This window comes from Actinomadura napierensis (assembly GCF_039529375.1).
Taxonomy (GTDB): domain Bacteria; phylum Actinomycetota; class Actinomycetes; order Streptosporangiales; family Streptosporangiaceae; genus Spirillospora; species Spirillospora napierensis.
In genome coordinates this window covers 1-25,902 of the sequence record NZ_BAAAMR010000034.1, presented here as the reverse complement: position 1 = coordinate 25,902, position 25,902 = coordinate 1, and the positions used below count along the sequence as shown (strand labels likewise).

Here is a 25,902-nt window from a genome sequence, read left to right as displayed (position 1 = left end):
CCTCCCGGCGGCCGACTCGGCGCGCGCGACCGCCGCCGTTCCGGCGGGGCCCCGTCTAGACTGGTGGCCGGATCGAGACCGGGGGATGAGGCGATGGTCCCGGATGCCCGCGACACGGCCGGTGCCGAGGCGGCCCGCGCCGGCCCGTCCGAGGCCGGCACCGCTCAGGCCGACAGGGCGCTGTTCGGCGCGCTGGTCACCGAGGTGCCCTTCGGCGTCGCGTTCCTCGACGCCCGGCTCCGCCTGCGCCGCGTCAACGCGGCCCTGCGCGCGCTGCTGCGCGTCGGCGATGCCGGGGAGGGCGGCCGCAACGGCACCGACCTGGACGGACGGCCGCTCGGCGAGGTGCTGGACGGCGAGTTCGCCGCGGCCCTCGAACCGGCGCTGCGCGGCGTCCTGGCCGACGGCCGCGCGGTCACCGGCCTGGAGGTGCGCGCCCCCGTGCCCGCGACCGCAACCGAGGCCGGTTCCGCGCCCGCCGCCGCGTCCGAACCCGGCGGTACGGACGCGGACGCGCGCGGCGAGCGGGTCTGGGTCTGCGCGTGCCTGCCGGTCCGCGGATCCGGCGGCGCGACGCTGGGCGCGGCGCTGATCGTCCAGGACGAGACGGTCCGCCGCGCGGTGGAGGAGGCCATCACCCGCCGCACCGAGCGGTACCGGTCGCTGGTCGAGGCGACGACGCCGGTGGTGTGGACGACCGCGGCGGACGGCTCCGCCGGCGAGGACGCGCCGCACTGGCGCGCCGTCACCGGCCAGAACCCGGAGGACTACGCGAGCGGCGGCTGGCTCGCCGCCGTGCACCCGGAGGACTACGACCGCGTCGCCGCCGAGTGGCGCGACAGCATGCGCGACGGGCGCGTCCTGGAGGTGGACTGCCGCGTCCTCACCGGGTCCGGCGGGCGCCGGCACTTCGAGGTGCGGGCGGTCCCGATCCGGCGGGACGGCGAGGTCATCGAGTGGGTCTGCGCCGGCACCGACGTCACCGGCCGCCGCGACGCCGAGGAGATGCGCGGCCGGCTCACCGGCCAGTTGTCGGCCGCCGCGCTGCGCACCGCCCGGCTCCAGCAGGCCACCTCGATGCTCGCGGAGGCGCTGACCGTCGGCGAGGTCGTGCGGGTCATCGTGGAGGTCGGGCAGTCGGCGGTCGGCGTCGACCACTGCACGGTCGCGCTGCTGGACGACGGCAAGGCGTGGCTCGCCCCCGTCGCCCCGGCCGAACCCCCGCCCGCCGCAGGAACCGCCACTGGGGCCGCCACCGGTTCCGGCGGCGATGAGGAGGACCGCGAACGCGCCTCCGGGGCCGTGCCGACGTGGCCGGACGTGGTCGCCGTCACCGACCCGACCGTGATGTCGGCGGCGGCGCGCGAGGGCCGCCCGTTCGTCGCCGAGAACCCCGCGGAGCTGCGGCGGCTGCTCGGCGAGGACGCCGCCGCGCAGGAGATGCGGCGCGGCCCCGGCGAGCAGGCGTGGGTGGCGCTGCCGCTGCTGGCGGCGGGCGCGGCGATCGGCGTGCTGCGGTTCGCCTTCACCCGGACGCGGTTCCTCACCGAGGACGAGCAGGTCTTCCTGGAGGCGCTGGCCGGGCAGTGCGCGCTGGCGGTGGAGCGGGCGATCCTGTTCGAGCGCGAGCACCGCACCGCCGAGCAGTTGCAGCGCAGCCTGCTGCCGGGCGATCTGCCGAGCTCCCCGGAGCTGCGGATGGCGGCGCGCTACGACCCGGTGACCCGGCACGTGCAGGTCGGCGGCGACTGGTACGACGTGTTCAAGCTGCCCGGCAACCGGCTCGCGGTCGTCGTCGGCGACGTGATGGGCAAGGGCGTGCTGGCCGCCGCGATCATGGGCCGGATCCGCAACGCGCTGCGCGCGCTCGCGCTCACCGACCCGCAGCCCGCCGCCGTGCTGTCCGGCCTGGACCGGCTGTTCACCGCCACCGAGGACGCCGAGCAGTTCACCACCGTCGCCTACCTGGTGATCGACCCGGCGACCGGGCAGGGCCTGTACACCAGCGCCGGGCATCCGCCGCCGCTGCTGCTGCCCGCGGACAGGCCGCCGGAGCTGAGCGACGTCGAGGCCGGCACCCCGCTGGGCTGGCCCAGCCACCGGCAGCAGACGAGCTTCTCGCTGGCGCCCGGCGACACCGTCGTGCTGTACTCCGACGGCCTGGTGGAGAACCGCAGGCGCGGCGTCGACACCGGGCTCGACGACCTGGTCGCGGCGGCGGCGGAGATGCCGCCGGGCGGGGCCGCCGATCCGGCCCGGCTCGTCGACCACCTGGTCGCGCGGCTGCTCGCCGGATACGAGCAGTCCGACGACGTGACCCTTCTCGCACTGCACGTTCCGGCCACGGGTGAGTAGGGGAGCCCGGTCCGCCGGGTATGGCCCCTGCGGGGAGGACACCATGGAAATCGAAATGATCGTCGAGATCCCGCGCGGATCCCGCAACAAATACGAGATGGACCACCGGCTCGGGCGCATCCGCCTGGACCGGATGCTCTTCACCTCGACGCAGTACCCGGTCGACTACGGCTACATCCCCGACACGCTCGCCGAGGACGGCGATCCGCTGGACGCGATGGTCCTGCTGGAGGAGCCGACGTTCCCCGGCTGCCAGGTGTCGGTGCGCAGCGTCGGCGTGTTCTGGATGCACGACGGCGGCGAGCCCGACGCCAAGATCCTCACGGTGCCGGCGCGGGACGTCCGCTACGAGTCCATCCGCGAGCTGTGCGATGTGCCCAAGTACTTCCTGGACGAGATCGCCCATTTCTTCGACATCTACAAGAATCTGGAACCCGGCAAGGACACCGACGTGCGCGGCTGGCAGGACGGCGCCGTCGCCGACCAGGAGATCGGCCAGTCGATCGAGCGCGCCGCCGACGCGCACCTCGCGAGCTCGCCCTAGCCGCCCGGCGCCCGGGACTCGGCGGTTTCGCGTGCCGGCATGTCACGATCCGGGCGGGCGTCCCGTCCTCGGTGGTGAGGGCGGGCGTGCGTGCCCGGTCGTGAGAGGCTGAACGATCATGTCTGATGTCTTCGAGGAGCACCGCAACCTGCTGTTCGCGGTCGCCTACCGGATGCTCGGCACCGCCGCGGACGCGGAGGACGCCGTCCAGGACGCGTGGATCCGCTGGTCCGCCGCGGACCGCGCGGACGTCCAGGATCCCAAGGCCTATCTCGTGCGGATCACCACGAACGTGGCGCTGGACCGGCTGCGGTCCGCGCGGGCGCAGCGCGAGACCTACGTCGGCCCGTGGCTGCCGGAGCCGATGCTGACCTCGCCGGACGTCGCGGAGGGCGCGGAGCTGTCGGAGTCGGTGTCGATGGCGATGCTGGTCGTGCTGGAGACCCTCAGCCCGCTGGAACGCGCCGTCTTCGTGCTGAAGGAGGTGTTCGGCTACCCGTACGCGGAGATCGCGCGGGCGCTGGACCGGACGGAGGCGTCGGTGCGGCAGCTCGGCACCCGGTCGCGCAAGCACGTCGAGGCGCGCCGCCCCCGCTTCGAGGCCGGTGCCGCCGAGCGGCGCGCCGCGACCGAGCGGTTCTTCGACGCGGTGGTCGGCGGAGACGTCAACCGGCTCATGGAGAGCCTCGCCCCGGACGTGACGATGTGGACCGACGGCGGCGGCAAGGTGCGCGCGCCGAAGAAGCTGGTGCACGGCGTCGACCTGGTCGGCCGTTTCCTCTCCGGTATCCGCGACCGCCCGTACGAGGGCGTCGACCCCAGCGAGTGGCGGATGCGCCGCGTCGAGATCAACGGCGCGCCGGCCCTGGTCGTGGACGGCCCGGACCGCCCGATGAGCGCGATCACCGTCGCCGTCGGCGACGATGGGCGCGTCGAGGAGATCCACATGGTGGCGAACCCGGACAAGCTCCGCGCGATCGCCGAGGGCCGCACCCTGGAGATGTGACCGCCCGGCCGCCCGCTGCCGCCGCGGTGGCGCCCCTAGCGGTCGGCGCCGCGGCGCCTGCCGCCGAACATCCTCGGCGGCGGGCCCGCGGTCGTCGCCGGGGTCGGCACGGGACGCACCGTCGCGTACGCGTCCGGCGCCGGGTCGTCGACCGCGTCCGACGGGGTCAGCCGGACGACCCACGACTCGTCCGCCCAGGTCTCCAGCTGGCCCTCGTGCGTGCGGGCGTTCAGCCGCTCCTTGGCCAGCAGCGGCGCGACCTCGTCCCACAGCTCGGTGCCCGGCTCGACCGGCGCGCAGTCGGCGGTGAACGTGACGAGCCGGCCGCCCTTGTCCTTGCTGCGCAGGATGACGGTGACCCGGCCGGTCTCGGGCAGGCCCGGCAGCGGCTGCTCGCCCTCCCCGCCGGTCAGCACGTACGCCGACCCGTCGTGCCAGACGTGCCAGGCGGCGCGCGGCTGCGGCAGCCCGGGCAGGTCGAGCCAGAGCAGCCCGGACTTCTTCGCCGCCTCTTCGACCAGCGCGCGGTTCAGCTCACCCACGCGGAAAGCGTCTCACACCGCCGGATAGCATCCGCGTCATGCAGCGGTCTCGACGTACCACCCTCGCGGTCCCCGGCAGCAATCCCCGGTTCATCGAGAAGGCGCAGGGGCTCCCCGCCGACGAGATCTTCCTGGACCTGGAGGACGCCGTCGCGCCGTCCGCCAAGGAGGGCGCGCGCAAGACCGTCGTCGCCGCGCTCAACGACGGCGACTGGACCGGCAAGGTCCGGGTCGTGCGGATCAACGACCTGGAGACGCACTGGGCGTACCGGGACGTGATCGAGGTCGTCGAGGGCGCGGGCGCGAACCTCGACGCGGTCATGCTGCCGAAGGCGTCGGACGCCGCGCACGTCCAGTGGCTGGACCGGCTCCTCACCCAGATCGAGCGGGCGATGGGGTTCGAGCCCGGCCGCATCGGCATCGAGGCGCAGATCGAGGACGCCAAGGGCATGGTGAACATCGACGCGATCGCCGCGTCGTCGCCGCGCCTGGAGTCGCTGGTGCTCGGGCCCGGCGACCTGATGGCGTCCATCAACATGAAGACGCTGGTGGTGGGGGAGCAGCCGCCCGGCTACACCGAGGGCGACGCCTACCACTACATCCTGATGCGGATCCTGATGGCCGCCCGCGCCAACGACCTCCAGGCCATCGACGGCCCGTACTTCAACGTCCGGGACGTGGACGCGTTCACCCGGGTCGCGAAGCGGTCGGCCGCGCTCGGGTTCGACGGCAAGTGGGTGCTGCACCCGTCCCAGATCGAGGCCGGGAACGCGGTGTTCTCCCCGTCGCAGGACGACTACGACCACGCCGAGCTGATCTTGGACGCCTACGACCACTACATCACCGTCGAGGGACGCGGCGCCGCCACCCTCGGCGACGAGATGATCGACGAGGCGTCCCGGAAGATGGCGCTGGTCGTCGCGGCCAAGGGACGCGCCGCCGGCATGGCGCGCACCAAGCGCTTCGACCCCCCGGGCACCTGACGGGACGTACCATTCGTCCCACACGGGGAAGCCGTCGCGGGAGGGGACCAGGTGCCGGAACCAGCGGACGAGAAGGGCTGGGCTCCGCTCGACCCCGGCATGTCGGGCGAGGCCCCGGCCCCGCCGCCGCAGCAGCAGCCGCTGCCGCATGCACCCGGTCCGGTGCCGCAGCCGCCTGTCCCGCAGCCTCCCGTGCCGCAGGCGCCCGCCGCGGGGTGGACGTGGCCCGCCGGCCAGGGCGCGCACCAGGCACCTCCCGCCCCGATGCACCCGCCCTATGGCGGCGCTCAGCCCTATAACGGTGCCCCGCCCTACCAGGGGCAGTACGCCGCGCCGCACCAGCCGGCCTACGGGCCGCCGCCTTACGGTCCCTATGCGCCGCAGGGCTTCGCGGGCTACGGTCCGCCGCCCCCGAAGGGGCCGTGGACGGTCGCGCCGCCGCCCGGCACCCCGTTCCACCGGATGGCGCGCACGTCGCTGCACCGCTGGTGGCGGCCGCTCACCGGCACCGTCGCGATCGTCGTCGCGGGCATGGCGCTGGCGATCGGGATGGTGATCGCGGGGATCGTCGTCCGGGTCGTGGCGACCGGCGGCGCGCCCGACACCTCCGGCTCCGACGCCGACACGGTCTTCGGGAACTCGACCGCCGACCTGGCGTTCAACCTGGCCACGATCGCGATCTTCCTGCCGATGGCGCTGCTGGCCGCGTGGCTGCTGCAGCGGCGCAGGGCCGGCACCCTGATGTCGGTCGCCGGCCGGGTGCGCGGGCGCTGGCTGCTGACCTGCTGCGGGCTGGCGCTGGCGTTCTGCGCCGTGTCGTACGCGTCGTCGATCATCGCCGGCGCGTTCGTGGACGACACCTCCTCGGGCGGCGAGCACTGGGTCGGCTGGGGCCGGTTCGTCCCCGCCGCCATCGTGATCGTCCTGCTGGTGCCGCTGCAGTCGTCGGCGGAGGAGGTCGTCTTCCGCGGCTGGCTGCTGCAGGCCGTCGGCGCCTGCACGCTGGAGAACCGCACCGGACGGGTCGGACGCGCCCTCAGCGCCGTCTTCCGCACCCCGTGGCCCGGGATCGTCATCGGCTCCGCCGCGTTCACGTCCCTGCACGGCTACACCGGCTGGGGCATCCTCGACATCTTCGTCTTCGGCGCCGTCGCGGCCTGGCTCGCGACGCGGACGGGCGGGCTGGAGTCGGGCATCGCCCTGCACGTGTTCAACAACCTGCTGGCGTTCCTCGGCCCCGCCGCGGTCGGGCAGCTCGACATCGACGAGGGCGGCGTGCCGTGGCAGTACGTCGTCGCCGACATCGTGCCGATGCTGCTGTACGCGGTGGCCGTCGTCTGGCTGGCGCGGCGCAGGCGGATCCAGACCGTCACCTCCGGCCCGGACGACGCCCAAGACGACGCCCCGGACGACGCCGCGGAGCATGCCGCGGGCGTCGACGCGCCGGTGCGCGCCGCCGAGCCCGAGTTCGTCTCACGGGCCGAGTAGCCCCCACGACTCCAGCGCCTCGACCAGTCCCTCGGTCAGCGGAAGTTCCCGCAGCTCGGCAGGGGTGACCCAGCGGACCTCGGCGGCATCGTCGCCGGCGCGGAGATCACCGCCGACCGCCTCCGCCGCGTAGTCGTGGATCTCGTAGACGACGCCTCCGGGCCCGGGCCGGTCGACCGATCCGGCGAGCGCGCCCACCGCCACGTCCAGGCCCGTCTCCTCCCTCAGCTCCCGGGCGACCGCGGCGGCGTCGTCCTCGCCCGGCTCGACCCGCCCGCCCGGCACCGACCACAGGCCGGCGCCCGGCGGCCTGCCCCGCCTCACCAGCAGCAGCCGCCCCGCCTCGTCCCGCACGATCCCGCCGACGCACCGCACTCTCATGGCACCATTTTGTCGCGCCTTGCCCGGTCCGCTACCTCGGGGAACTTGACGGCGCGGGGAACCGGCGCGCAGGGTGGGTAATCATGAGGGCGGAGCCCACATGCCCGCGATGCGCGGGTCCGCTGAGCGCGCCGGACCTCTGGTCGAGCGACTGGAGCTGCGGCGTGCACGGTGCCGTACTGCCCCGCCAGCCGTCCAAGCGCCCCGGTCCGGAAGGGCTGGCCGCCGTGCTCCGGGACGCGAGGGTCCCGGTCTGGACGCCCTGGCCCCTTCCGCCGGCCTGGCTCGTCACCGGGTTCGCGGCCGTCGGCGACGAGCGTTCGGGCACCCGCGCGGCGGCCGTCGCCTTGTCCGGGCCGGGCCTGACCAGCGGTCCGGCCGACCTGGTGCTGATCGCCGAGCAGCCCGGCATCGGCCTCGGCGGCCACCACGCCGGGCTGGACGGCGGCGACCCCGGCGAGGTGTTCGACGGCAGCCCGCCGGACGCCAAGATCGACGTGAGCGGCCCCGCCGCGACCTGCGGCCATTCCGTCCCGCTGTGGGCGGTCGGCACCAGGGCGGACCGCGCCGTCTACGTCGGCGAGGCGATGGGCGACTGGCTGTGGGCGGTGCTGTGGCCCGCCGAGGCCGGAGTGCTGATGCTGGAACGCCAGAACCTCCTCGACCTGCGCGAACCCGGCATGGACCTGGACCTGCCCTACGGCGCCCACAGCCCCCGGCTGGAGGAATGACCGGCGCCCGCCGGAAGCGCCTGTTAGAAAGAGGCACATGCGGATCGACCTGCACTGCCACAGCGACGTCTCCGACGGGACGCGGCCGCCCGCCGAGGTCGTCCGGCGCGCCCGCGCGAACGGCGTGGACGTCCTCGCGCTGACCGACCACGACACCGTCGCCGGCTGGGACGAGGCGGCCGCCGCGCTGCCGGACGGGCTGACGCTCGTCCCCGGCGTCGAGCTGTCGTGCAAGCACGACGGGCGCAGCCTGCACATGCTCGGGTACCTGTTCGACCCGTCCGAGCCCGTCCTGGCCGCCGAGCTGGCCCGGATCCGCGACGACCGCGTCATCCGGGCCCGCACGATGGTGGACAGGCTGCGGGAACTCGGCGCCGACGTGACCTGGGAGCGGGTCCGCGAACTGGCGCGCGGTGAGGCGGTCGGACGGCCGCACATCGCCCGCGCCATGATCGAGGCCGGCGTCGTGGCGACCCCCGACGAGGCGTTCACCCCCGACTGGATCGCCGAGGGCGGCCGCGCGCACGCCGACCGCTACGCGCTCGACCCCGAACGCGCGATCCGGCTCGTCCGGGCGGCGGGCGGGGTGTGCGTGCTCGCGCACCCGCGCACCCGGCGCGGCGGCTACGTCTTCTCCGACGAGGTCATCGCGGCGCTGGCCGCCGCCGGGCTCGCCGGGATCGAGATCGACCACCCCGACCAGGACGCCGGCGAGCGCGCCGCGCTCCGCGCGCTGGCCCGCGACCTCGGCCTGGCCGCCACCGGCTCCAGCGACGACCACGGCGCCCTGACCGGCGACCGGCTCGGCGCCGAGACCACCGCCCCCGGCGCGTTCGCGGCGCTCACCGCGGCGGCGTCCGGCGCCGTCGCCCCCATCGGGGGGACCGGTGCGATGCGGCCCGGAACCGCCCCCGAAGCACGGTAGGGTGCCAGGCGTGGACGCGCGCATCGAACAGGTGACGACGTCGGGGAAGATCACCCTCGACGACGCCGAGTACGACGTCGAGAGCAACACCTACATCGTCGGCGACGACGACGAGGTCATCGTGATCGACCCGGCCTTCGACGCCGACGCCATCCTCAAGGAGGTCGGCGAACGCGAGGTCATGGCCGTACTGCTCACCGACGGCTACGAGCACCGCCTCGAGGTGGTGCTCGAGGTGGCCGCCGCCGGCGAGGAGGACGAGGAGAACTGGGCCCCGATCGCGCTGCACCGCGGCGACCGGGTGCTGTGGCGGGACTACTTCGGCCGCCTCGCCCGCGAGGAGAAGGACGAGGACGACGCCAAGGCGCTGCGCTCCCTCGAACCCGACATCTGGCTGGAGGACGGCGGCATCTTCGAGATCGCCGAGGCCCAGCTGGAGGTGCTGCACACCCCCGGTCACACGCCCGGCAGCGTCAGCGTGATCAGCGAGCAGCTCGGCGTGCTGTTCTCCGGCGACACCCTGCACCGCGGCCGCCCCGGCTCGATCGGCGGCGTGTACGACGAGCTCGGCAAGCAGCTGAACTCGATCGGCGCGCTGCTCACCCCCCTCCCGAAGGACCTGCGGATCCTGCCCGGGCAGGGCGGCGAGACCACGGCCGGGGACGAGGACGCCCGCTGGGAGACGTGGGGCTCGCTCGCCCGCGAGCAGGACGACGACTGATCCGGTGGCCGGGGCCGAGCAGCTGGGGTTCGACGGGATGCCCCAGCGGCTGTACGCGTGCACGCCGTCCCGGCTGAACACCTGGCTGGACTGCCCGCGCCGGTACCGGATGACGTACCTGGACCGTCCGATGCCGCCGAAGGGCCCGCCGTGGGCGCACAACAGCGTCGGCGCGAGCGTGCACAATGCCCTCGCGGGCTGGTGGCGGCTGCCGCGCGCCGAGCGGACCCCGGAGGCCGCCGGCACCCTGCTGGTGCGCGGCTGGCTGACCGACGGGTTCCGGGACGAGGCGCAGTCCGCGGCGTCGCGCGATCGCGCCCGCGAGATGACCGAACGGTACGCGGCGGGCCTCGATCCGGCGGACGAGCCGATCGGCGTCGAGCGCACCGTCGCGGCCCGCACCGAGCGCATCGCCGTGTCCGGCCGCATCGACCGGCTCGACGCCCGCGGCTCCGAGCTGGTCGTGGTGGACTACAAGACGGGCCGGCACGTCCTGACCACCGACGACGCGCGCGGCTCGCTCGCCCTGGCGATCTACGCGGTCGCCGCGTCCCGCGTGCTGCGCCGCCCCTGCCACCGCGTCGAGCTGCATCACCTGCCGTCCGGCGAGGTCGCGGTCTGGGAGCACACCGACGAGTCGCTGCAGCGGCACGTCCGGCGCGCCGAGGGGATCGCGGCCGAGGCGTCCGCCGCCGACGACGCCTACCGCGCCCGCGTCCCGGCTCCGCGCCGGGGCGAGCCCCGCACCCGCGTCACCGCACGAGGCCGCGACGCCGGGCGCGACGCCGGGCCGGGCCGTGACGCGGCACCGCCGGTCGACCACGCCCCGTTCGACGAGCTGTTCCCGCCGCGTCCCGGCCGGCTGTGCTCGTGGTGCGACTTCGCCCGCCACTGCCCCGAAGGCAGCGAAGCCGCCCCGAGAAAAGAACCCTGGGCCGCCCTGCCCACCGAGTCCTGACAAGCCCCCGCACACCCCGCACCCGCCCGCGTCCCGCCATGAACGGTCGTTCACTTGCGGCGAGTCGTCGTTATGCGGGCTGCCATAACGACGACTCGCCGCAAGTGAACGGAAGGGTCAGGCGGGGGCGAGGGTGCGTCGGGACGGCCAACGCCGAGGGTCGCGAAGGCCGTAGAGGCCCTTGGCGGTGTCGTAGCCCTCGGCGCCGAGGCTCTGCCGGGCGCGTTCGAGCATGTCGCGGGTGGGCTTGGCGAACGCGTAGTCGTGCAGCTTCTCCGGCACCGAGTTCATCGCCAGGCGGAACGAGCGCAGCGCGGCGGTGACGGCCGACTGCGGGACCTCCGGGAGCGCCCCGTACATCTTGCGGGCCCAGTCGGGCAGCGTGTAGTAGCAGAGCGCCCCGAACGGGAAGTAGCCCGGCTTTCCGGGCGCGAGGAACTTCAGGTTCTCCGGCATCGTCGGCCACATCAGGAACTTGACGGTCGCCGCCGCCTCCTCCGTGACGCGCAGGTGCGGGCGCATGCTCGCCAGGTACCGCTCCATCTCGGCGACGCTGCCGGGGACGTCCTCGGCGTGCAGGCCGACGTGGGTGGCGGTGTGGCGCTGCTCGTCCAGGTACTGGTCGGCCATGGCGTCGGTGAGGAGCAGCCCGGCGCGGCGCGCGACCTGGAGGTAGGAGTAGACCTCCGCGCAGTGCACCCACCGCAGCAGCTCGGGCTGGTCGAGGCGCTCCCTCTTGCCGGTGTCGTGGTTGAGGATCCGCAGGCTGCGATGGATGTCGCGCACCTTCTTCGCCAGTGCGTCGATCTCCTCGCGCGTGCCGAACGTGGCGACGCCGACGAAGTCGGCGGTGCGCTGCAGCCGGCCGAACGGGTCCTCCTGGAAGTTGGAGTTCTGCCAGACGCCCCACATGGCCATGGGGTGCAGGGCCTGCAGCATGAGGCTGCGCACCCCGCCCACCCACATGGACCGGTCGATGTGGACGCGCCAGGTCACGCTCTCCGGGGGCTGGACGGTCGCGGACATTCACACCTCACCAGAAGTCGTGCGACAAACTGATGTAAGTGTCTCATTACTCGGCATCGAGCCCGACACCGGCCCCGGGTCGGGATATACATAAAGGATGCATATAAATCTGCTATGCTTCAGCCATGAGTCGTCAGGGCGCCGCGCACGGCGCTTCCGAGGCCATCGGGTCGGCCCTCTACGGGCTGGCCACCAGGGCCGTGAGACGCCTTCCCCGCGACATGAGCCTGACGTCCGCCGCCACCTTGGCCACCCTGGACAAGACCGGCCCGCGACGGATCACCGATCTGGCGGCGGCCGAGGGCGTCACCCAGCCCGCGATGACCGTCCTGGTCCGGGTGATGGAGGAATCCGGGCTGGTCGAGCGGACGGGCGATCCGTCCGACAGGCGGGTCACGCTGGTGTGCCTGACCGAGGCCGGCGCGTCGTACGTCCGGACACGGCACCAGGCGGGCGTCGACGCGTACGCGCGGTTGATCGACGAACTCACCGGTGACGAGGTCGAGGCCTTGGAAGCAGCCCTTCCGGCGCTGCTGCATCTGGCAGAGCTCGAAAGCCACGCCCGAGAGAAGTCGGACCGGTGACCGCGGCCCAGGCTCATGACCGGCCCGTGAGTACTGCCCCGACACGTTCCGAGGCACGTCTGCTGGTCCCCGCCCTGATGTTCATCGCCCTGGTCGTGGCGGCGGTCGCCAGCCTCGGGACGCCGCTCATCACCAGCGTGGCGACCACGTTCCACGTCTCCCTCGACAGCGCGCAGTGGACGCTGACCATCGCCCTGCTCAGCGGCGCCGTCGCCACACCCGTCCTCGGCCGGCTCGGCGCCGGTCCGCACCGGCGGGCCACGATTCTCGCCACGCTGGCGATCGTCGTCGCCGGCAGCGCGCTCACCGTGCTGCCGCTGCCGTTCGCCTGGCTGCTCGCCGGCAGAGCGGCCCAAGGCGTCGGACTCGGTCTCACGTCGCTGATGATGGGCGTGGCCCGCGACCATCTTCCCGAGGAGCGCGGCGCGGCCACGATCGCCCTGATCTCGGTGGTCTCCATCATCGGAGCCGGCGTCGGCTACCCGCTGGCCGCGCTGCTCGCCGAGTTCGGCGGACTGCGGGCCGCCTACGGCCTCGGCCTGCTCGTCACCGCCATCGCATTCCTGACCGCCTGGCGCTCCATGCCCGCAGCTCCCGAAGGCCGCTCCGCTCACGTGAACGTGGCCGGTGCGCTCGTCCTGGCGGGTGGACTGCTCCTCGTCCTGTTCCTGGCCGGCGAGAGGAGCCTGTGGAGCCGACACCTCGCCGTGGCGGTGACCCTTGCCGTCGCCGCCGTGTTCCTGCTGTGCGTCTGGACGGCCTCCGAACTGCGCAGCACGACGCCTCTGGTCGACGTCCGGGCGGTACGGCACCCGGCGGTCGCCGGGGCGAACCTCGCCATGTTCGTCGGCGGGATCGGCATGTACCTCCTGCTCACGCTCATCACCCGCTACGCGCAGACGCCGCACGGCGCCGGCTACGGCTTCGGGCTGACCACCTTCGTCGCCGGGCTGGTCCTCATCCCGTTCTCCGTGCTGGGGTTCGTCGCCGGCAAGCTCACGCCCCGGGTCCGCGAACGGATCGACGGTCCCCTGCTCCTGGCCGGCAGCGCCGCCATCGTCGGCGGCGGGTTCGTCCTGTTCGCGGCGGCCCGGTCCAACCTGGCCGAACTGCTCGTGGCCATGGGCGTGCTGGGCTTCGGCGTCGGCGGCTTCTCGGCCGCCATGCCCGGCGTCATCCTGGCCGTCACGCCCAGGAGCGAGACGTCGAGCGCCATGAGCTTCAACTACGTCGTCCGCAGCGTCGGGTACTCCCTGGGCAGCGCCATCGGCGGTCTGGCCCTGGCCGCCGGCACCGACACCGGCCGCCTCTTCCCGAACGACGGCGCCTACACCACCGCGGCGCTGGTCGGCGTCGCCGCGATGGCGATCACGACGATGATCGGCCTCGTCCTCGCCCGCCGGCGCTCACCCGAGACCGATCCGACCGCAGCCCCAGCCGATTGATCGAACACAGGAGGTACCGTGCCCAAGGGCTACTGGGTCAGCGTCTACCGCACCATCGCAGACCCTGAGAAGCTTGCCGCCTACAACAAGCTGGCCGGTCCGGCCGTCAAGGCCGCGGGCGGGCGGACGTTCGCCCGCGGCGGGCGGGTCGTCGCACACGACGCCGGCGTCGCCGAGCGCGTCGTCCTGATCGAGTTCGACAGCTTCGAACAGGCGGTCGCCGCACGCGCGAGTGCGGCCTACCAGGAGGCGCTGGCCGTACTCGCTGACGGCGTCGAGCGCGACTTCCGCATCATCGAAGGCCTCGGCTGACGGCCGATGCCGCGTCAGGGAGGAGCACGGTGCCGGCCGCGGGGACCACCGTGCCGGCCGCGGGGACCACCCCGGCTCGCCGGCGCGCCGCACCGCCGAGCGCGGTCCCCGCCGGTCAGCCCTTGATCTGCGTCCAGGCCTGCGTCCAGCGCGAGTAGTCGACGCACTTGTCCCCGCGGTCGTCGCCGCAGTCCTTCACCGGCGTCCGCCAGAACGCCAGCCGCTTGTAGAAGTCCGGATCGCCGACGTGGTACGTCGAGCAGAAGCCCTTGGCGGTGTACGCGCACGCCTTCGGGTTGGCGGGCGCCTCGCCGAAGTACTGGGCGACCTCGGCCTGCACCCTCGGCTTGGTGATCCAGTTCATCCACTGGTACATGCACGCCGGATGCTGCGCCTTCGACGAGATCATCCAGGTGTCGGACCAGCCGGTGGCGCCCTCGGACGGGATCGTCGTCGCGACCGGCGCCCGCTCGTCCATCGCCAGGTTCGCGGTCACCTGCCACGCGGTGCCCGCGTAGTTGTCCGCGCTCTTGAACGACTGCAGCTCGTCGAGGTAGTTCGCCCAGTACTGGTTGACGTTCGGCCGCTGCTGCTTCAGCAGGTCGACGGCCGCCTCGAACTGCTCGTCGGTCAGCTCGTAGACGTTGTCGATCTTCAGGTCCGGGCGGTGCGCCTTCAGGTACAGCGCGGCGTCGGCGATGTAGATGGGGGAGTCGTAGGCGACGACGTGCCCCGCGGCGGGGGAGTCCTTCTTCCACACCACGTCCCAGGACGTCGGCCGCTGCGTCAGCTTGTCCGTCCGGTACATCAGCATGTTGGCGCCGTAGCCGTGCGGGACGCCGTACATCTGCCCGTCGACCGAGTTGTACGGCTGGTTCTTCAGGAACTGGGCGATGTCGCCGTAGCCGCTGAGCAGCCGCGTGTTGACCGGCGCGACCGTCCCGCCGTAGATGAGCCGCAGCGTCGCGTCGCCGGACGCCGAGACGCCGTCGTACTTGCCCGTCTCCATCAGGGCGACCATGGAGTCGGACGTGTCGGCGACCTTCGCCTGGACGCGGCAGCCGGTGGCCTTGGTGAAGGGGGTGACCCAGTCGGTCTTCGGGTCGTTCGAGCCGTCCTCGGCATAGCCCGCCCACACGACGAGGTCGAGCCTGCCCTCCGGGGTGCCGATCTCCTGCTGCATCGGGACGTCGGGCGGCGCGGCCGGGCCGGACGACCCGCCGCCGCACCCGGCGGACAGGGCGGCAACGGAGAGAACGGCCGCTGCCAGCGCGGCCCCCCGGCGCGCGGTTCGCGCCCGGGATGCCGGTTTCGGAGTGTTCGCCATCACGCTGAGAGATCGTAGGGCTATTTTTGGTCATGTGCGCACACAAAATGTGATGATCTGGAAACTGTCGACACACGGCGCGGGATCGTCCTAGGCTTCCGTGCGTTCCGCGCAAAGCCGTCGGTTCCACCACGAAACCCCGGTGGTTCCGCTGAAACCCTGGCGAACCACCCGCCCCCCCAAGCGAAAGTCTTCACCGAAGTGCCAAAACGAGGTCGCTCCCCGGACCCCGCCGCCGGCCACCGTCGGGCGCCCAAGGCCGCGCGGTTCCGGTCCATCCGGTTCAAGGTCGTCCTGATGGTGACCGTCTCGGTCGTCTCGCTCGGCGTGCTCTGGGCCTTCGCCGCGAGCATCGCGCTCGGCCAGGGACTCAACCTGCGGCACGTCGAGACCGTCCAGGACCATTTCGGCTACCCGTCCGGCGCCCTCGGCAGCGCGCTGCAGAACGAGCGGCGGCTGTCGATGGTGTACCTCGGCAGCCACACCGACGGCGACCGCGCCGCGATGGAGTCCGGCCGGCTCGTCACCGACCGGCAGGCCGAGCTGTTCCGCCGCCTCGTCGCCGACTCCGGCGCCCGCGACGCCGCGCCCCCGCAGGCCCGCCGGCTCGCCGACCGGATCGGCGGCGAGCTGGCCGCGCTCGGCACCGGGCGGCGCGCCATCGACGGCGGCGCCACCAGCCGGACCAAGGCGTTCACCGACTACACCGCCCTGCTGTCGGACGTCGGGTCGCTGCAGGGCTCCCTCGCCACCCTCGACAACTCCGAGGTCGCCAAGGACGCCCGCAACGAGGCGTCGCTGTCGCGGGCCCGCGAGACCCTCGCCGAGGAGGACGCCGTCCTCGCCGGCGCGCTCGCCGCCGGGCGGATGACGCCCGCCGAGCACGCCCAGTTCGTCAAGCTCGTCGGCACCCAGCGCTCGCTGTACGGGTTCTCCTCGTCCGAGCTGCGCACCGCCGACCAGGCGTACTACGAGCACGTCATCGGCATGCCCGAGTACGCCCGGCTCCGCAGGCTGGAGGACGGGTTCGTCGCGTCCCGCGCGCTCGTCCGGCCGTCCAGCACCGCCGGCGCGCTGTGGAAGACCACCGCCGACTCCAACCTCACCCGGCTGCGCGGCCTGGAGCTGTCGGTGACCGCGGGCGCGGAGAAGCGCGCCAAGCCGATCTCCGACGGCATCATCACCCGGGTCGTGCTGGCCGGCGCCCTCGGGCTCCTCGCCGTCATCGCGTCCCTGGTCATCGCGGTGTGGGTGGCCCGGTCCGTCATCCGCGAGCTGGCCCGGCTGCGCCGCGAGGCCATCGACCTCGCCGACGTCCGGCTGCCCGGCGTGATCCGCCGGCTGCGCCGCGGCGACGAGGTCGACGTGGCCGCCGAGGCGCCGCCGCTGGCGTTCGGCACCCGCGAGATCGACCAGGTCGGCGAGGCGTTCAACGCCGCCCGCCGCACCGCCATCCAGGGCGCCGTCGAGGAGGCGACGCTGCGCCGCAACGTCAGCGACGTCTTCGTCAACCTGGCCCGCCGCAGCCAGACGCTGCTGCACCGCCAGCTCAAGCTGCTGGACTCGATGGAACGCCGCATCGAGGCGCCCGACGACCTGGAGGACCTGTTCCGGGTCGACCACCTCGCCACCCGCATGCGCCGGCACGCCGAGGGCCTGATCATCCTGTCCGGGCAGGCGCCCGGCCGCGGCTGGCGCAGCCCCGTCGCGATCGTCGACGTCGCCCGCGCCGCCGCGTCCGAGGTCGAGGACTACACCCGCGTCAACGTCGCCCCGATGACCCGCGCCGCGATCGTCGGCCCGGCCGTCGCCGACGTCATCCACCTGCTGGCGGAGCTGATCGAGAACGCCACCGCGTTCTCGCCGCCGCACACCACCGTGCAGGTGCACGGGCAGGCCGTCTCGCACGGCTTCACGCTGGAGGTCGAGGACCGCGGCCTCAGCATGGACGAGCCGAGCCTCGCCGCCGCCAACGAGCGGCTCGCGAGCGGCGGCGAGTTCGACCTGTCCGACGCCTCGCAGCTCGGCCTGTTCGTCGTCGGCCGGCTCGCCCGCCGGCACGGCGTCAAGGTCACCCTGCGCACCTCCCCGTACGGCGGCATGACCGCGATCGTGCTGCTGCCCGAGGACCTCGTCGTCCGCGCCGACACCGACGCGCTGCAGTCCCCGCCCGCGCTCACCACGCGGCGCGCCGAGGACGCCCTCGTCCCGGTCGGCGCCATCGTCGGCGGCCACCGGGCCGACGCGCCGGGGCCGTCCGTCGAATCCGGGCAGGGCGGGTCCGTGCTGCGCCTTCCGGCCGGGCGGCACGCCGCGACCCCGCGTCCGGAACCCGCGGAACCGAGGCCCGCGGAACCGCGGCCCGCCGAGCCACGGCCGGTCGAGCCGCTCGCGCGGCCGCCGCAGCCCGGCGACCCGCTCAGGCCCGTCTCCGGCGCTCCCGGCTCCGACGCCCCGGGGAGCCGCCCCGCGTGGTTCGGCGACCGCGCCGACGACCGGCCCACCGGCCCGATCGGCCTTCCCTCGAACGGCCTGCCCTCGGACGGTCCGGCCACCGGGCCGATCGGTCTGCCCTCGAACGGTCTGCCGTCGGACGGCCCGGCCACCGGCCCGATCGGCGTCCCTACGGACGCGGCGTCCGGCGGCCCCGCGACCGGGCCGATCGGGCCGATCGGGTGGGGACCGGCCGACACGTCCGGCGATGCCCAGGCGGAGCGCTTCGGCGAGCCGTCCGGCGGTGCCGGCGCGGAGCCGGGGACGTCCGGGGAGGCGTCCGAGATGACGGGGCCGCGGCCGGTCTTCGCCGAGCCCGTGCAGGGGCCGCTGCCCGTCCAGCGGCAGTCGCCGTCCGCCTGGGGAGAGCCGCCCGCGGTGCCGGAGGAGCCCGCCGGCCGGCAGGAGGAGCGCTCCGCGCGCGAGGAGGAGCGGCCCGCCGCGCCGCCGACGCCGCGCTCGCCGCGCGAGGTCCGGCGGCGTCCCCCCGGCGCGGGACGGACCGACCGGCCGCCGCGGCCCAAGCGCGTCCGGCAGGAGAACATGGCCGCGCAGCTGCGCGAGGAGCCGCCCGCGCGGCCCGCCGCCGAGCCGGAGCCGCGCGCCGGCCGCACCCCCGAGGAGCTGCGCTCGATGATGTCGTCCATCCAGAAGGGCACCCGGCGCGGCCGCGCCGAGTCCCTCGACACCGAGGACTCGTGACCTCGCATGAGCGGTCCTGGGAGCGAATGGCTCGATGACGAGGCCGGGCCGATCGTCCGGTCGTACGCGCTCACCCGCGGGCGCGCCAGGCCCGCCACGGCCGAGGCGTTCGACATGATCACGATCGTCGCGACCGCGGCGCGGCCCCGGTCCGGGTCGCCCGGCATCGGCCCCGAGCACCTGGACATCCTCGAGATGTGCCTGCAACCGCAGCCGGTCGCCGAGATCGCCGCCCGGATGCGGCTGCCGCTGGTCGTCATCCGGGTGCTGCTCGGCGACCTGCTGCACCACCGGCTCATCACCGTCACCCGTCCTCGACAGGAGAGCCCGCTCTCCAAGGAACGCCTGCTCAGGGAAGTGCTGCATGGTCTCCAAGCCCTCTGACGACGCGGCCGCCGCCCCCGCCGCCCCGATCGCGGTGAAGATCCTCGTCGCGGGCGGCTTCGGGGTCGGCAAGACGACGCTCGTCGGCGCCGTCAGCGAGATCCGGCCCCTGCAGACCGAGGAGCTGCTCACCGACCGGGGCGTCGGCGTCGACGACACCGCGGGCGTCGAGCAGAAGACCACCACGACCGTCGCGATGGACTTCGGCCGCATCACCATCCGCGACGGCCTCGTCCTCTACCTGTTCGGCACCCCCGGGCAGGACCGCTTCTGGTTCATGTGGGACGAGCTGTCGTTCGGCGCGCTCGGCGCGGTCGTCCTCGCCGACACCCGCCGCCTCGCCGACTGCTTCCCCGCCGTCGACTACTTCGAGAACCGCGGGCTCCCGTTCGTCGTCGCCGTCAACATGTTCGACGACGGCTACGACTACACCGGCGACGAGATCCGCGAGGCCCTCGACCTGAGCGACACCACCCCGATCGCGCTGTGTGACGTCCGGGAGCGCAACTCCGGCAAGGAGGTGCTGACCACCCTGGTGAAGCACCTGCTGGCGGTGCACGAGGCGGAGGCGGCCGGTGCCGGGGCCCGGTAGGCTGCAGGCGATGCACCGGACACGCGCGCGGCTCTCCGACGGCCGCGAACTCGTCTACTACGACGAGACGCCCGGGCGCGTCCCCGTCCCCGACCCGCGCGGGCTGCCGCCCGTCGAGCCGGTGTGCGAGGTCCGCCGCGACCCGCTGACCGGCGACCACGTCACGGTCACAGCGCACCGCAACACGCGCACGTTCCTGCCGCCGCCCGACCAGTGCCCGCTGTGCCCCGGCGGCCCCGCCTCGGAGATCCCCGACGACTCCTACGACGTCGCCGTCTTCGAGAACCGGTTCCCGTCGTTCGACACCCGCACCCCCGCCGTGCCGGCCACGGTCGACGGCGCGGAGGTTTTCGCCCGGTTCCCGGGCGCGGGGCGCTGCGAGGTCGTCTGCTTCACCGACGACCACACCGCGGCGATGCCGGCGCTGCCCGTCTCCCGGGTCCGGACGGTCATCGACGCCTGGGCCGACCGCACCGCCGAACTGTCCGCGATCCCGACGGTCCGGCAGGTGTTCGCCTTCGAGAACCGCGGCGTCGAGATCGGCGTGACGCTGCACCACCCGCACGGCCAGATCTATGCGTACCCGTTCATCACCCCGCGGACCGAGCGCATGCTGGCGATGGCGTCGCGGCATCCGGGGCTCTTCGACGACGTGCTGAAGGCGGAGCGGTCGGGCACGCGGGTGGTGCTCGCGGGCGAGCACTGGACGGCCTACGTCCCCGCCGCCGCCCGCTGGCCCGTCGAGGTCCACCTGATGCCGCACCGGCACGTCCCCGACTTCGCCGCGCTCGACGCCGGGGAACGCGACGAGCTGGCCGTCCTCTACCGGGACCTGCTCCGCCGCTGCGACGCCCTCTACGAAACGCCGCTGCCGTACGTCGCGGGCTGGCACCAGGCGCCGACCGGCGAGGGCCGCGACCTCCTCCGCCTGCACCTGGAGCTGTTCTCCATCCGGCGCGCCCCCGACAAGATCAAGTACCTGGCGGGATCCGAGTCGGGCATGGCGGCGTGGATCAACGACGTCCCGCCCGAGGCCGCCGCCGCCCGGCTCCGCGAGGTCACTGCCGGCTGAGCGTCCGGGTGATCCCGGCGGCGATCGTCGTCGCGAGCACCCACCCCGCGATGACCAGGCCGTAGGCGAACCACTGGTGCCAGCCGGCGGGCTTGAACGCCTTCTCCTGCCCGAAGTCGATGATGGGCAGCAGCAGGTCGAGGGTGTAGAACAGCGCGTTGAACGGCGGTTGCTCGCCGGCCTTCAGCGGCGCGGGCGCGTGAAGCCCGAACACCGCCGTGCCCACAGCCAGCAGCCCGGCGAGCCACGCCGCCGCCCACATCGGCCGGAACCCGTACCCGACCGTCACGTCCTGGAGGTATCCCCACATCCGCGCGTACCGGGGCCGCGTCGACCGGTGCCTGCGCTGCTTGGCCAGCAGGACGTTTCGCGCCGCCCGGTCGTCGCCCGCCTGCCGGTACGCGGCGGCGAGCTGCTCGTACGCGTGCGGGACGTAGCCCTCCTCGTCCCGCTCCAGCATCGCGATCCGGGCCTTCGCGGGGAGCCGCGGCGTGAGCAGGCCGTACGTCAGGCCGTCCAGCCAGACCGTGCCGCCGAACGCGCCGGGCGCCGCGTGCAGCAGCCCGAAGCGGCCGCGCAGCAGGTTCACCGGGCCGTCGACCCGCGCCTCCCGCAGCCAGACCTCCCCGATCACCGCGCTCGTCGCCCGCAGCGCGCAGGACGCGTCGGACAGCCGCGCGCTCGTCAGCACCAGCAGCCCGGGGATCGTCGCGCCGCGCACGCTCACCTCGCCCTCGATGCGCGCCCCGGTGGCGACCACGTCCGACCCCACGGAGAGGTTCTCGCCGTCGAACGCCCGCCCGCCCGGGGTCAGCAGCACGGCGCCTCTGAGGTTCAGCATGCCCGTGACGGACGCGCCGTTCAGCCGGATCTGCCCGCGCGCCTCGAGGCCGGGCGCCCAGACGTCGTCCTCGACGGTGGAATGGTTGAGGTGCAGGACCTCCTTCGGTGCGCCGTCCTCCCCGAGCCGCGCGCGCTCCAGGAAGAAGGCGCCGGCCAGCCGCGCTCCGCCCAGGCGGATCTGCCCCGGGACGCGGCAGTCCGTGAGGCGCAGGACCCCGTCCATCCTGAGGGTCTCCGCCACCAGGCTCGGCAGGAAGGAGCCGCTGAGGTTCAGCTGCCTCAGGTGCGCGCCGTACAGTTCCGGCGGCTCGTCGAAATGGCAGCCCGACAGCCGTACCGGATGCCCGACCGCCGCGTACCGCAGGTCGAGCCGCCCCGAGATCCGCGCGCCGTTCACCCGGAGCGCCGCGACCTCCCCGTCGACCGCCGGCCGCAGCAGCAACTTCCGCAGCACGCTCGCCCGGACCGTCCGCCCGGCCCCCCAGCCGCCGCCGTGCTCGGGATCGTCGTCGCCGTCCCGAAGGTCGATCGGCAGGCCCGTGGGGAACGCCCGCCACACGCGCCGCTCGACGGGGGTCAGATCGATCGGCTCCACGACCAAGGAACCTATCGGCATCATCCGGTCCTTCGCCCGCATAACCGGACGGCGGGATTCGCCTGCCGCCGGAGGCGGCCTCCGCGTTTTCGGCACTTCGTGGAACGATCTCACTCCGGTGCCCTAGCCTCCCTGCATGCTCGAAAGCGTGCTGGCGCAGGGAGCGTTCGACGGCGTCGCCGCCACCGCCGCGGGACCCCCGCTGGCCTTCACCACGCGGGCCGGCCAAGGCGCCAACATCGGCCAGGCCTGGGATCTGCGCACGCGCTCCGCGCTCGGCCCGCCGATCCCCGACTTCCCCGACCACCGCGCGGAATGGGCGTTCGGACTGCTGCCGGACGGCTCGCCGGTCGCAGCCTGGACGCACCGCGACCGGGTGCACGTCCACGACCCGTCCACCGGCGCCGAGTTCACCGTGGACGGGCAGCCCGACCTGATCGGGCTCGCCGTCCACGACGGCCGCGGCGCCGTCGTCGCCGTCTTCGGCCCGGCGAACGACGCGAAGGTCGTCGTCTGGGACGCCCGCAACGGCGACCTCCGCGCCGAGTTCGGCATCTGGCTCGGGCACTGGACGGCCATCGACCGCTGGATCCTGCACGCCGCCCCCGCGAGCGGCCCCCTCGTCGGCCTCGCCTGCGACACCGAACGCACCATCGGGATCCTCGACATCGAACGCGAGGAGGAGACCGCGTCCCTGCCCTCGTCCGGCTCCCACGCGATGCTCGCGCCGAGTCCGGACGGGCCGCCGCTCCTCGTCCAGCCCGACGGGGCGGAGCTGCTCGTCCGAACCCTGGACGGCGACCTCGCGGCCACCCTCACCGCCCCCGCCGACATCGGCGCGGTCGCCGCCTCCGTCGTCGACGGCCGGTTCCTGGCGGCCGCCGCCGTCCACGACTCTCTGCTGGTGTGGGACGCCGCGTCCGCCACCCCGTCACGCCGGGTCCCGATTCCCGCCGCGGTGAACGACCTGGCGCTGACCACGGACGGAACCCTTCTCGCCGCCACGGACACCGGCCTCCACGCCGCCTCCCCGCAGGCCGCTGCTTGACCGCCCTGCGCGGCGTGCCCCGCCCCGGCACCCGCACCGACCGCCCGCTCCTCTACTAGGTCCCTTGCTGGGTCTCCCGCCTCTGCCCCACGTGGCTTTTTCCACGTATGAATCACGTTCTGACGATCCGCACACGCCGCTCCTTCAAATACCACTCATGCGCAAATGGGCCCCGATACTCCGGCACGCTGACGGTCGTCCTTTCGCCTGGGTGGACGACATCATTCCCTGGACGATCAGGCGCCAGGCTTTCCTGTACCGCCGAGCCGTGAAACTCGTCCCCGTGAGGCCGGACGAGGGCCTGATGCGGCGGCACATAAGCCGCCTGCTTCGGTGGAGTGCGGGAAGGAGTGGCGAGCGGACGCGCGCAGGGACGGCAGGTTCCTTTTAGGGGTGGCTGGCCTTGGGGTGTTTGTTCGGGTGTTCGGGTGATGGGGGCATGGGTGTTCGTGTGGTGGGGTGGCGCTGGCGTACGGGGCCGCCCCTCCAAAGTCAAGGGCGCCTTCGGCGTCGCTTCGCGATGGACTTCGTCCACCCTTGACTTTGGAGCCTCTACGGCCCCTGAGGCAGCGCTTAAGGGGCAGGCTCCGCCTGCCCCGCCCCGGGTCGCGCCACCCCACCACCCCCTTCCGCATGCGTGTTCGCAAACCCCCACAAAACGACAATCGACATCTTTCTCCAAAGCATCGAAATAAAGGCCTGCTGAGCCGACTATTGTCGGCCACGTAGGGTATGCTTTACCTATGCAATCAGTGACGGTCGACCTTGAGGCCGCGTCCACCACTCAATTGGTGGAGGCGGTCTCGGCGATCGCCGCTGAACTCGCCCAGCGCCAAGCGCCCGAATCGGCGGCCGCATGCCTGGAACTCACCGAGACCCTGGCCGCCGCCTGCGATATCCAAGAAAGCGCCCTCGCCGGTTTCATCCGCCGCGTCGATGTAACTGGCGAGCAGAAACGCTGGGGATATCCCTCCACGCGGGCGTGGCTGCGGTCGCGGTTGGGGATGCGGGAGACCCGCACCACCGAACGCCTCATCCTCGCCCGCCAACGGCACCGCCTCCCACAGGTCGCCGAACGCCTCGCGGCCGGGGAACTGTCCTACGGGTACGCGGCCACGGTCGCGCAGAGTGTGGCGCGGCTGGAGGACACCGACTGCGCCGGGGCCGAGACCACCCTGCTGGGTTTCGTCGACCAAGGGTTCTCGGCCGCGAAGGTGGCGGTGTTCGGCCGCCGCATCTGCGACGTCATCGCCGAACGCGACGGCACCGAAACCGCACCCGGCCAGGACGCCAAGCGCGGCTACGCCAAATCCTGGATCACCAGCACCGGGTCCCTGGACGGCGGCCGGTACATCAAGGGCTGGCTGAACGCCGAAGACGCCGCCATCTGGGACGGGACCCTGGGCCCGCTGGCCAAGCCGGCCGGGCCCGACGACCACCGCGATGCAGGAGAGCGCACCGCAGCGGCCCTGTCCAGCGTCCTGTCCGGTGGGCACAAGGCCACCAAGGTCACCGTCATCTGCGACCTGGACACCCTCACCGGCGGCAACGCCCCCGCCCGCCTGACCGACGGGACACCGATCCCCGCCGCCCAAGCCCGCCGCATCGCCCTGTCAGCCGGTGTATCGCCGCTCCTGCTGGGGCGCGGGCACACGCCGCTGTATCTCGGCTATCGGGAGCGGTTCGCCAGCGCCGCTCAACGGCAGGTACTGGAGACCCTGTATCCGACCTGCGCGGTGCGGGAATGCGAGATCCCGGGAACGTTGTGCGAGGTCGACCACGTCAACGGCTGGGCCCTGGGCAACAGCCCCACCGACATCGATCAGCTCACGCTGACCTGCGGGTGGCACAACCGCTTCAAACACACCAGCCCCCATCAGATCGGGATCAGCAAAGACCCCGACGGGCAGTACGTCTACCGGCTGCTACCACCACCGGGCGCCCGATCAAGAACCCGAAATGGCAGCGGGCCACCGGGCACGATCGGCCCACCCGACACCACCATCAACTGGGCCGCATAACCCACCCCACACCGCATTCATCGACCGGTTCGCCCGAATCCAACCTGGATCTCGGGCGAACCGGCATGCCCGTAGCCGCCCACCTGCCGCATGTTCGGCAGTCGCCACCCATTGGCCGTCGCTTGGCCGAGAGAGATGGGCGCGTACCGCGACTGGGCTGGTGATCAGCAGATCGAGTTACCGTTCGGTCCGGTGCTCAAATATTCGACGAGGCGCTCGGACGCAGGTGGGTGCCACTGGACGCGGGAAGGACCTCGGCAATGAGCAAGGTGCCCAGCCGCCGAGCACGCTTGGCGCACGCCGCGAAACACGCCGAGCTATGGAATGCGGGGAAGAAGGACGAATGGATCGCGTCTTGGCGCACCATTGTGCCTGCCGAGGTGCGCATGTTCGACCCGGTCGACACGGAGGAGAAATCCGGGTTCGACGCTGCGACCACCCACGCGTGGGACCTGTTCCAGCACCTTCTGCGGATTACTATGATCACTGTCCAGGTGAACGGTGACGAAATGGCTTGGGTGTGCGAAAACCGTTTCGGCGCTGACCCTGACGTCTACACCGTCCACAGCATCGAGACCTTCGCGTGGGACGACGCGGGCAACCTGCTGATCAAGACCTATTACCCTATGCCCGAGCACATCGGCGCAGACCAGGACCCCTACGCCCACATCCTGGGCGAACGCCATTAGTAACTGCTGATGAGCCGATAGGAGCGGGAACCAGCCGGTCCACTCGTCCGGGGGAGCGGGGGACTGTCTGAAAGTCTGTGGGTGAGGCGGTGATCGGTTTTCAGTTCAGGGTGATGCGGTCACCGTAGTGCAGCG

Annotated in this window: 24 protein-coding genes; 19 read left to right on the top strand and 5 right to left on the bottom strand. The window is 73.0% G+C overall.

The features are described from left to right. Positions 1-93: 93 nt before the first annotated feature. The 3 genes from ABD296_RS20265 (at position 94) to ABD296_RS20255 (ending at position 3,905) form a co-directional block, all read left to right on the top strand. Positions 94-2,355 (top strand): SpoIIE family protein phosphatase, encoded by a 2,262-nt coding sequence (locus ABD296_RS20265; RefSeq protein ID WP_344269107.1) that lies wholly within the window; start codon positions 94-96, stop codon positions 2,353-2,355. A gap of 43 nt (positions 2,356-2,398) precedes the next feature. After that, entirely contained in the window at positions 2,399-2,899 is a 501-nt protein-coding gene (locus tag ABD296_RS20260) for an inorganic diphosphatase (RefSeq protein WP_344269104.1), read from the top strand. A 118-nt stretch (positions 2,900-3,017) separates the two neighbouring features. Then, complete coding sequence (locus tag ABD296_RS20255) at positions 3,018-3,905, top strand: RNA polymerase sigma-70 factor (RefSeq protein ID WP_344269101.1); 888 nt, start codon at positions 3,018-3,020, stop codon at positions 3,903-3,905. A gap of 35 nt (positions 3,906-3,940) precedes the next feature. Here ABD296_RS20255 and ABD296_RS20250 read toward each other — a convergent pair whose 3' ends face one another. Next, positions 3,941-4,447, bottom strand: coding sequence for a hypothetical protein (locus ABD296_RS20250; RefSeq protein WP_344269098.1), 507 nt, complete (start codon positions 4,445-4,447; stop codon positions 3,941-3,943). A 38-nt stretch (positions 4,448-4,485) separates the two neighbouring features. Between ABD296_RS20250 and ABD296_RS20245 the strand changes: the two genes are divergently transcribed. Together ABD296_RS20245 and ABD296_RS20240 are read left to right on the top strand one after the other, a co-directional pair. Then, a complete protein-coding gene (locus ABD296_RS20245) occupies positions 4,486-5,430 on the top strand; it encodes an HpcH/HpaI aldolase/citrate lyase family protein (protein WP_344269095.1) in 945 nt (314 codons plus the stop codon). Between the two features lie 51 nt (positions 5,431-5,481). Next, the gene (locus tag ABD296_RS20240; protein WP_344269092.1) at positions 5,482-6,918 is read left to right on the top strand and encodes a CPBP family intramembrane glutamic endopeptidase; all 1,437 of its coding nucleotides are present in this window, start codon (positions 5,482-5,484) and stop codon (positions 6,916-6,918) included. Here the strand turns inward: ABD296_RS20240 and ABD296_RS20235 are convergent. Then, positions 6,904-7,299 (bottom strand): NUDIX hydrolase, encoded by a 396-nt coding sequence (locus ABD296_RS20235; protein ID WP_344269090.1) that lies wholly within the window; start codon positions 7,297-7,299, stop codon positions 6,904-6,906. The two genes, ABD296_RS20240 and ABD296_RS20235, sit on opposite strands and share 15 nt — an antisense overlap. Positions 7,300-7,382: 83 nt before the next feature. Between ABD296_RS20235 and ABD296_RS20230 the strand changes: the two genes are divergently transcribed. From ABD296_RS20230 to ABD296_RS20215, 4 genes are read left to right on the top strand one after another with little or no spacing between them, the layout of a single operon-like run. Further along, a complete protein-coding gene (locus ABD296_RS20230; protein ID WP_344269088.1) occupies positions 7,383-8,030 on the top strand; it encodes a DUF6758 family protein in 648 nt (215 codons plus the stop codon). Between the two features lie 37 nt (positions 8,031-8,067). Continuing rightward, positions 8,068-8,955: a PHP domain-containing protein gene (locus tag ABD296_RS20225; protein WP_344269087.1), complete on the top strand. Its 888-nt coding sequence runs from the start codon at positions 8,068-8,070 to the stop codon at positions 8,953-8,955. A 10-nt stretch (positions 8,956-8,965) separates the two neighbouring features. Further along, entirely contained in the window at positions 8,966-9,676 is a 711-nt protein-coding gene (locus ABD296_RS20220) for an MBL fold metallo-hydrolase (protein WP_344269084.1), read from the top strand. A 37-nt stretch (positions 9,677-9,713) separates the two neighbouring features. Beyond that, complete coding sequence (locus tag ABD296_RS20215; RefSeq protein ID WP_407061490.1) at positions 9,714-10,634, top strand: RecB family exonuclease; 921 nt, start codon at positions 9,714-9,716, stop codon at positions 10,632-10,634. A gap of 117 nt (positions 10,635-10,751) precedes the next feature. Here the strand turns inward: ABD296_RS20215 and ABD296_RS20210 are convergent, their stop codons facing one another. Then, positions 10,752-11,660 carry an oxygenase MpaB family protein gene (locus tag ABD296_RS20210; RefSeq protein ID WP_344269080.1) on the bottom strand — a complete coding sequence of 303 codons (909 nt, stop codon included), beginning with the start codon at positions 11,658-11,660 and terminating at the stop codon, positions 10,752-10,754. A 125-nt stretch (positions 11,661-11,785) separates the two neighbouring features. Between ABD296_RS20210 and ABD296_RS20205 the strand changes: the two genes are divergently transcribed. From ABD296_RS20205 to ABD296_RS20195, 3 genes are read left to right on the top strand one after another with little or no spacing between them, the layout of a single operon-like run. Further along, entirely contained in the window at positions 11,786-12,244 is a 459-nt protein-coding gene (locus ABD296_RS20205; protein ID WP_344269079.1) for a MarR family winged helix-turn-helix transcriptional regulator, read from the top strand. A gap of 26 nt (positions 12,245-12,270) precedes the next feature. Further along, entirely contained in the window at positions 12,271-13,689 is a 1,419-nt protein-coding gene (locus ABD296_RS20200; protein ID WP_344269077.1) for an MFS transporter, read from the top strand. Between the two features lie 18 nt (positions 13,690-13,707). After that, positions 13,708-14,001 carry a DUF1330 domain-containing protein gene (locus ABD296_RS20195; protein ID WP_344269074.1) on the top strand — a complete coding sequence of 98 codons (294 nt, stop codon included), beginning with the start codon at positions 13,708-13,710 and terminating at the stop codon, positions 13,999-14,001. A gap of 115 nt (positions 14,002-14,116) precedes the next feature. Here the strand turns inward: ABD296_RS20195 and ABD296_RS20190 are convergent, their stop codons facing one another. After that, positions 14,117-15,328 (bottom strand): extracellular solute-binding protein, encoded by a 1,212-nt coding sequence (locus ABD296_RS20190; RefSeq protein ID WP_344269071.1) that lies wholly within the window; start codon positions 15,326-15,328, stop codon positions 14,117-14,119. Positions 15,329-15,625: 297 nt separating this feature from the next. On the opposite strand from ABD296_RS20190, the gene ABD296_RS20185 reads away from it, so the two are divergent. Genes ABD296_RS20185 through galT form a run of 4 tightly spaced genes read left to right on the top strand, consistent with a single transcriptional unit; the run spans position 15,626 to position 20,571 of the window. Continuing rightward, positions 15,626-18,523, top strand: coding sequence for a nitrate- and nitrite sensing domain-containing protein (locus ABD296_RS20185; RefSeq protein ID WP_344269068.1), 2,898 nt, complete (start codon positions 15,626-15,628; stop codon positions 18,521-18,523). Between the two features lie 6 nt (positions 18,524-18,529). Beyond that, complete coding sequence (locus tag ABD296_RS20180; protein ID WP_344269065.1) at positions 18,530-18,907, top strand: DUF742 domain-containing protein; 378 nt, start codon at positions 18,530-18,532, stop codon at positions 18,905-18,907. Next, positions 18,888-19,499 carry a GTP-binding protein gene (locus ABD296_RS20175; RefSeq protein ID WP_344269062.1) on the top strand — a complete coding sequence of 204 codons (612 nt, stop codon included), beginning with the start codon at positions 18,888-18,890 and terminating at the stop codon, positions 19,497-19,499. Before ABD296_RS20180 ends, ABD296_RS20175 begins: the two co-directional genes overlap by 20 nt. Positions 19,500-19,509: 10 nt before the next feature. After that, positions 19,510-20,571: a galactose-1-phosphate uridylyltransferase gene (gene galT, locus ABD296_RS20170; protein WP_344269059.1), complete on the top strand. Its 1,062-nt coding sequence runs from the start codon at positions 19,510-19,512 to the stop codon at positions 20,569-20,571. Here galT and ABD296_RS20165 read toward each other — a convergent pair. Continuing rightward, positions 20,558-22,009, bottom strand: coding sequence for a hypothetical protein (locus tag ABD296_RS20165; RefSeq protein WP_344269056.1), 1,452 nt, complete (start codon positions 22,007-22,009; stop codon positions 20,558-20,560). The two genes, galT and ABD296_RS20165, sit on opposite strands and share 14 nt — an antisense overlap. 136 nt (positions 22,010-22,145) lie before the next feature. Between ABD296_RS20165 and ABD296_RS20160 the strand changes: the two genes are divergently transcribed. The 3 genes from ABD296_RS20160 (at position 22,146) to ABD296_RS20150 (ending at position 25,767) form a co-directional block, all read left to right on the top strand. Further along, a complete protein-coding gene (locus ABD296_RS20160; RefSeq protein WP_344269053.1) occupies positions 22,146-23,057 on the top strand; it encodes a WD40 repeat domain-containing protein in 912 nt (303 codons plus the stop codon). A 743-nt stretch (positions 23,058-23,800) separates the two neighbouring features. After that, positions 23,801-25,078, top strand: a complete 1,278-nt coding sequence (locus tag ABD296_RS20155) for an HNH endonuclease signature motif containing protein (protein ID WP_344269051.1) — start codon at positions 23,801-23,803, stop codon at positions 25,076-25,078. Positions 25,079-25,338: 260 nt separating this feature from the next. Further along, entirely contained in the window at positions 25,339-25,767 is a 429-nt protein-coding gene (locus tag ABD296_RS20150; protein WP_344269048.1) for a hypothetical protein, read from the top strand. Positions 25,768-25,902 lie beyond the last annotated feature (135 nt).